Below are 279 nucleotides of genomic sequence, written 5' to 3'. Positions count from 1 at the left end.
TGGCCTGTGACGCGCTTGAACATCCGGGCGAAATGAAATGGGCTCAGGCAGGCGACATCGGCGAGTTGGGCGACCGAGATCTCGCGATCGATGTTCTCGTGCATGAACTCGATCGCTCTCCTGATCCGCTCAGGACAGTCACGTACCAGGGCGGTAACCGGAGGCTGAGACCGATCGTGAGAATAGGCGTGGGCCAGACGAGCCGTGAGCGCCAAAGCCGCCGTCTCCACCAGCATGCGACCGGCTGAGGTCTCGTGGGTCAGCTCGTCCCGGATGGCC

General features: G+C 63.1%; 1 protein-coding gene. It reads right to left on the bottom strand.

All coding sequences use genetic code 11. The features are described 5' to 3' along the window. On the bottom strand, positions 1-279 hold a 279-nt coding region (locus tag AX750_RS12610; RefSeq protein ID WP_156462448.1), incomplete at both ends, for an AraC family transcriptional regulator.

The organism is Methylobacterium sp. CCH7-A2, from assembly GCF_001557075.1.
Classification (GTDB): Bacteria; Pseudomonadota; Alphaproteobacteria; order Rhizobiales; family Beijerinckiaceae; genus Allobosea; species Allobosea massiliensis.
The sequence above is the reverse complement of the archived record's forward strand: the minus strand, read 5'-3'. Positions and strand labels throughout refer to the sequence as shown.